At 71.1% G+C, this 5740-nt stretch carries 5 protein-coding genes, 1 tRNA gene and 1 pseudogene; 1 reads left to right on the top strand and 6 read right to left on the bottom strand.

All coding sequences use genetic code 11. The features are described from left to right. Window positions 1–31: 31 nt before the first annotated feature. The 4 genes from H0X00_RS20850 to H0X00_RS20835 all read right to left on the bottom strand — a co-directional run bounded on the left by H0X00_RS20850 (window position 32) and on the right by H0X00_RS20835 (window position 2854). Window positions 32–102 (bottom strand) — tRNA-Gln (locus H0X00_RS20850). 202 nt (window positions 103–304) lie between these two features. Next, on the bottom strand, window positions 305–997 hold the full coding sequence (locus tag H0X00_RS20845; RefSeq protein WP_293774461.1) for a TetR/AcrR family transcriptional regulator: 693 nt from the start codon (window positions 995–997) through the stop codon (window positions 305–307). Between the two features lie 26 nt (window positions 998–1023). Next, window positions 1024–1968: an acyl-CoA desaturase gene (locus H0X00_RS20840; RefSeq protein WP_293774460.1), complete on the bottom strand. Its 945-nt coding sequence runs from the start codon at window positions 1966–1968 to the stop codon at window positions 1024–1026. Window positions 1969–2086: 118 nt separating this feature from the next. Further along, window positions 2087–2854 (bottom strand): methyltransferase domain-containing protein, encoded by a 768-nt coding sequence (locus H0X00_RS20835; protein WP_293774459.1) that lies wholly within the window; start codon window positions 2852–2854, stop codon window positions 2087–2089. Between the two features lie 166 nt (window positions 2855–3020). Here H0X00_RS20835 and H0X00_RS20830 point away from each other — a divergent pair, with 166 nt between their 5' ends. Beyond that, complete coding sequence (locus tag H0X00_RS20830; RefSeq protein ID WP_293774458.1) at window positions 3021–3515, top strand: MarR family transcriptional regulator; 495 nt, start codon at window positions 3021–3023, stop codon at window positions 3513–3515. 171 nt (window positions 3516–3686) lie between these two features. Here H0X00_RS20830 and H0X00_RS20825 read toward each other — a convergent pair whose 3' ends face one another. Together H0X00_RS20825 and H0X00_RS20820 are read right to left on the bottom strand one after the other, a co-directional pair. Beyond that, the gene (locus H0X00_RS20825) at window positions 3687–5489 is read right to left on the bottom strand and encodes an ABC-F family ATP-binding cassette domain-containing protein (RefSeq protein WP_367186716.1); all 1803 of its coding nucleotides are present in this window, start codon (window positions 5487–5489) and stop codon (window positions 3687–3689) included. 1 nt (window position 5490) lies between these two features. After that, window positions 5491–5740: pseudogene (locus H0X00_RS20820) on the bottom strand (4-(cytidine 5'-diphospho)-2-C-methyl-D-erythritol kinase); the annotation flags it as partial.

The raw sequence follows: 5740 nt of genomic DNA, 5'->3' as shown, positions 1-5740 counted from the left end.
GTCGGGGGGCGGTAGCCCCCCGACTGCGCAGCTCCCGGGGGAGGATTCGAACCCCCATAAATTGGACCAAAACCAATTGTCCTGCCCTTAGACGACCCGGGATCGGTCGGGGAAGACGTTACTTGCTCAGGGCGCGCCGCCCCGTTCACGGTGGATGCGATTCGGCGTTCCGGGCGTTCTCTGGCAAGGCCGAGGAGGAGCCCGATGCGGAGCATCGGGCGACGACGAGAACGTAGCCAGGGGACGTCCGGGGCGTCGAGCGCGCCGCCGTGGGCGGGGCGGCGTGCCCTTAGGCGGCGTGTCCTTAGGCCTCGCCCGGAGCCCGCCTCGGGCGCGCGGACTTCAGCGGCACCCGGTCGATCGTGCGCAGGGTCGGCTTGGCTTCGAGGTGGGCCAGCCCGTTCCAGGCCAGGTTCACCAGGTGGGCGGCCACCTCGGTGCGCTTGGGCTTGCGGACGTCCAGCCACCACTGCCCGGTCAGGGCCACCATCCCGACCAGCATCTGGGCGTACATCGGGGCCAGCTTCGGGTCGAAGCCGCCGGCCTTGAACTGCGCGACCATGATGTGCTCGACCTGGCTGGCCACATCCGAGATCAGGCTGGCGAAGCCACCGGTGGATCCCGCGACCGGGGAGTCGCGGACCAGGATCCGGAACCCGTCGGTGTTGGTCTCGATGTACTCCAGCAGCGCGAGGGCGGCCTGTTCGGCCAGCTGGCGCGGGTTGCGGCTGGTCAGGGACGCGGTCATCCGCTCCAGCAGGACCTCGATCTCACGGTCGACGACGACCGCGTAGAGGCCCTCCTTGCCGCCGAAGTGCTCGTAGACGACCGGCTTGGAGACTCCGGCCTTGGCGGCGATCTCCTCGACGGAGGTGCCCTCGAAGCCCTTTTCCGCGAACAGGCGGCGCCCGACGTCGACGAGTTGGAGGCGGCGCTCCTTGCCCGTCATCCGGGCCCGGGTCACCGCGCGCGCGTTCGGGTCCCCAGCGTCGGCCATTCGATCAGTCTGCCCCGTTCCGGCCCTCAGGTGGCGCGGCGGGCGTCCAGGCGCTTGGAGTCCGGCCACCGGACGTGGGACGCCCAGCCGAACTTCTCGAAGATCCAGATCAGCCGGGCGCTGGTGTCGAGCTGGCCGCGCAGCACGCCGTGCCGGGCCGAGGTGGGGTCGGCGTGGTGCAGGTTGTGCCAGGACTCACCGAAGGACAGCAGCGCCAGCCACCACACGTTGCCGGAGCGGTCGCGGCTCTTGAAGGGCCGGTTGCCGGCGACGTGGCAGATCGAGTTGATCGACCAGGTGACGTGGTGCAGCAGCGCGATCCGGACCAGCGTCGCCCAGAAGAACGCGGACAGCGCGCCCTGCCACGACCACGACCACAGGCCGCCGATCAGGGGCGGCAGCAGCGTGGAGACCGCGACCCAGGTCGGGAAGTGCCGGGAGATCGTGACGATGTCCTTGTCGGCCAGCAGGTCGGGGGCGTACTGGCGCTGCGGGGTCTGCTCCTCGTCGAAGAGCCAGCCGAGGTGCGCGTGGTACAGCCCCTTGGTGAGCCCGCCGACGCTGTCCCCGAAGGCCCATGGCGAGTGCGGGTCGCCGTCCTGGTCGGAGTACTTGTGGTGCTTTCGGTGGTCGGCGACCCAGCGGATCAGCGGGCCCTCGACCGCGAGGCTGCCCATGATGCCGAGCGCGATGCGCAGCGGCCGCTTGGCCCGGAACGAGCCGTGGGTGAAGTAGCGGTGGAAGCCGACGGTGATGCCGAAGCCGGTCAGCAGGTAGAAGAACAGCGCGATGACGACGTCGCGCCAGTGCAGGCCCCAGCCCCAGGTGACCGGGACGATCGCGGCGACGGCGATCAGCGGGACGACGATGAACAGCGCGAGGGTGGCCTGTTCGAGCCAGCCCTTCTGCTCCCCGCCCATGGTGCCCTTGACCTCGGGCTCAGGGCTCGGCAGGAGTTGCGTACTCGCCATCGACTAGGGCTCGTTTCTCGGGGGCCACTGACCTACGTCTCCGTAGGTTACGGTTTCGGTTCTTCCCCCCGCGAGGGGATGTGATGCAACCCATCCGAACGGTTGATGAACCTCACACTCAGGCCGGGGCGCCCACGGCGAAGATGCGCCGGAACGGGAAGGTCGTCACCCCGTCCCGTCCGACCGGATAGGCGGCGCGGACCGCTTCGCCGTACTCGGCGAGGAACGCCTCCCGCTCGGCTCCGTCGAGTTTGTTCAGGACCGGGCGCAGCGCCGTGCCCATGGTCCAGGTCAGGACGGGGTCGGGCCCCTCCAGGCGATGTAGGTAGGTGGTCTCCCAGACGTCCGGGCGGGCGCCGGCCGCGGCCAGGGCGTCGGCGTACCCGACCGGGGTGTGGATGGCCTCGTGCCGCTCGGAGATGCCGTGGAGCCGGTCGCGCCAGGCCGGTGCGGCGCAGAACTCGCGGAGCAGCACGTGGTGCGGGGCGTCGAAGTTGGCCGGCACCTGGAAGGCCAGCCGGCCCGTTCTGCTGAGCGTGCCCAGCCAGCGCGGCAGCAGGTCGAGGTGCCCTGGTAGCCACTGCAGCATCGCGTTGGAGAACCAGAGGTCCACCGGGCCCTCCGGCTGCCACTCCGCGGCGCCGACGACCTCATAGCGGATGCCGTCCTGCTCCGCCCTGGCCGCCTCGATCATCTCGGAGGAGGAATCGGTGCCCAGCACGTCCGCGCCGGGCCAGCGGGCGGCCAGCAGGCGGGTCGAGGTGCCGGTGCCGCAGCCCAGGTCGACGACCCGCTCCGGGTCGGCGAGATCGACCGCGGCGAGCAGGTCGCGGGCCGGCCGGGTGCGCTCATCGGCGTAGGTCAGGTAGGTCTGCGGGTCCCACATGGCGTCCTCCGGGGCCAGGTTGCTCCGGGGATGTCATCCCTCTCGACCGCCGGGATGCGGACATAACGGACATTTCACGGTCGAGGGGGATGACATCCCCTGGACTCTCGAAGATCCGCCCGAAGTCTCTTGATGTCAAGACAATATCGTGGCTATATTCGGATTCATGCAGGACGAGGTGGACCGGCTCGTCGCCGCGTGGCGACGGGAACGGCCCGATCTGGACACCCGGCCGCTGGAGGTCCTCAGCCGGGTGACCCGCCTTGCCCGCCACCTGGACCGGGCCCGGCGCAGCGCCTTCACCGAGCACGACCTGGAGGCCTGGGAGTTCGACGTCCTGTCCGCGCTACGCCGCTCCGGCGAGCCTTACCAGCTCTCCCCCGGCGCGCTGCTGAACCAGACGCTGGTGACTTCCGGGACGATGACCAACCGGATCGACCGCCTGACCGCCAAGGAGCTGGTCCGCCGCGAGCCCGACCCGGCCGACCGCCGCGGCGTCCTGGTCGTCCTCACCCCGCGCGGCCTCGCCGTCGTCGATGACACCCTCACCGATCTGCTGGCCCACGAGCAGAAGCTGCTGGCGGGTCTGACGGACCGTCAGCGCGACGCCCTCGCGGATCTGCTCCGCGACCTCGTTTCGCCGTTCGACAATCCGGAATAGTTGGCGCGCTCCGCGCGCGAACGCTCGCGGCCCGGCCGGCGCTACTTGGTCTCCGCTCCTCCGGTCGCTCGCGCGCGGCGTAGCGGGTGGTCAACCGATGCGCCGCTCGCTCTCTCCGTCGCGTCGACCTGCGTGCACGCAGGCGGCGGGCCGACTCGCCCGTATCGGAGTTCAGCCCCCGGCGATGTCGGCGGCGGCCATCCACTGGTCTTCGAGGGCCGTGCGTTCGGCGGCGAGGGCGCGGAGCTCGGCGTCGAGTTCGGCGACCCGGGCGTAGTCCGAGGCATTCTCGGCCAGTTGCTCGTGCAGCTTCTTCTCGGCCGCCTCGATCCGCTCCCAGCGCTTCTCGATCCGGGCCAGCTCCTTGCGGGCGGCGCGGACATCCCCGGCAGGCGCGGCAGGAGCGGCGGCCGCGGCGGACGGGGAAGCCTGGGCTGGCGACGCGGCGGGCTCCGCACCGGCGATGGCGGCGCGGCGCTGCAGGTACTCATCCACGCCGCCGGGCAGCATCCGCAGGTCGTTGTCACCGAGCAGGGCGTAGACCGTGTCGGTGGTGCGCTCCAGGAAGTACCGGTCGTGGCTGACGATGACCAGGGTGCCGGGCCAGCCGTCGAGGAGGTCCTCGAGTTCGGTCAGTGTCTCGATGTCCAGGTCGTTGGTCGGTTCGTCGAGGAACAGCGCGTTCGGCTCGGCCATCAGCAGCCGGAGCAGCTGCAGGCGGCGGCATTCGCCGCCGGACAGGTCACCGACCGCGCGCCACTGCCGGTCGCCGCTGAAGCCGAAGCGCTCCAGCATCGAGGAGGCGGTGAACTCCTTCTTGCCGATCGTGATGACGCGCGAGATCCGCTCGACGGACTCCAGCACCCGCACCTTGGGGTCGAGCTCGCGGACCTCCTGCGAGAGGTGGGCCGGGCGCAGCGTGACGCCGCGGACGACCTTGCCGGCGGCGGGCTTGACCTCGTCCAGCAGCAGCCGGATCAGGCTCGTCTTGCCGCTGCCGTTGACCCCGACCAGGCCGACCCGCTCGCCGGGGCCGAGGTTCCAGGTCAGGTGCTCCAGCAGCGTCTTCGGCCCGGCCGTGAGCGTGACGTCGTGCAGTTCGTAGGCGGTACGCCCGAGGCGGGCGGTCGCGAACTTGACCAGCTCGACGCTGTCGCGGATCGGCGGCACGTCCGCGATCAGCGCGTTGGCGGCGTCGATGCGGAACTGGGGCTTGGACGTCCGCGCGGGCGGGCCGCGGCGCAGCCAGGCCAGCTCCTTGCGGACCAGGTTGACGCGCTTCTGCTCCTCCGTGGAGGCGATCCGGTTCCGTTCGGCCTTGGCCAGCACGTAGGCCGCGTAGCCGCCGTCGAACGCGTTGACCGCGCCGTCGGCGACCTCCCAGGTGCGGGTGCAGACGGTGTCCAGGAACCACCGGTCGTGGGTGACGACCAGCAGCGCGCCGGGCCGGGTCACCACGTGCCGGGCCAGCCAGTCGATGCCCTCGACGTCGAGGTGGTTCGTCGGCTCGTCCAGGACCAGCAGGTCCAGTTCGCGCACGAGCTCACGGGCCAGCGCGATCCGGCGCCGTTCGCCACCGGACAGCGGTCGGATGACCGTGTCGAAGCCCTGCGGGTGACCCGGCAGCGTGAGGCCGCCGAACAGGCCGGAGATGACGTCGCGGACCCGGGCGTCGCCGGCCCAGTCGTGTTCGGCCCGGTCGCCCAGCACGACCTGACGGATCGTCATATTCGAGTCGAGGTCGTCGGCCTGGGACAGCACCGCGATCCGCAGCCCGCCGCTGTGCGTGACCCGGCCGGCGTCCGGCGGGTCGACCTTGCTGAGCACCTTCAGCAGCGTGGACTTGCCGGCCCCGTTGCGCCCGACCACGCCGATCCGCTCACCGGCGGACAGGCCCAGGGAAACCCCGTCGAGCAGGGTGGTCAGTCCGTAGGACTTCCGCACGGCCTCGAGGTTGACGAGGTTGGCCACCAGTTCAGCGCCCCTGCGGAACGACGCGGGCGCCGGGCACCGGGCCGGTGGCCCGCTTCACATCGCGGCACAGCCCCATCGCGGTCAGCCCGACCGCGACGTCGAGGCCGGACTCGGGCGAGCGCACCAGGAACGCAACCGTCGGGCCGCTGCCGGAGACGATCGCGCCGAGGGCACCGAGTTCGACGGCCGCGCCCAGGGTCTGCGCGAGCGCCGGCCGCAGCGAGACCGCGGCCGCCTGCAGATCGTTGGAC

It is taken from the genome of Sporichthya sp., assembly GCF_013815995.1.
In the GTDB taxonomy this organism is placed as follows: domain Bacteria; phylum Actinomycetota; class Actinomycetes; order Sporichthyales; family Sporichthyaceae; genus Sporichthya.
This window is presented reverse-complemented; position numbering and strand designations above follow the sequence as displayed.

What these genes read in the sequence shown, in the direction of transcription:
- H0X00_RS20845 (WP_293774461.1), bottom strand. Translation starts at nt 997, where the DNA reads ATGGCCGACGCTGGGGACCCGAACGCGCGCGCGGTGACCCGGGCCCGG.
- H0X00_RS20840 (WP_293774460.1), bottom strand. Translation starts at nt 1,968, where the DNA reads ATGGCGAGTACGCAACTCCTGCCGAGCCCTGAGCCCGAGGTCAAGGGC.
- H0X00_RS20835 (WP_293774459.1), bottom strand. Translation starts at nt 2,854, where the DNA reads ATGTGGGACCCGCAGACCTACCTGACCTACGCCGATGAGCGCACCCGG.
- H0X00_RS20830 (WP_293774458.1), top strand. Translation starts at nt 3,021, where the DNA reads ATGCAGGACGAGGTGGACCGGCTCGTCGCCGCGTGGCGACGGGAACGG.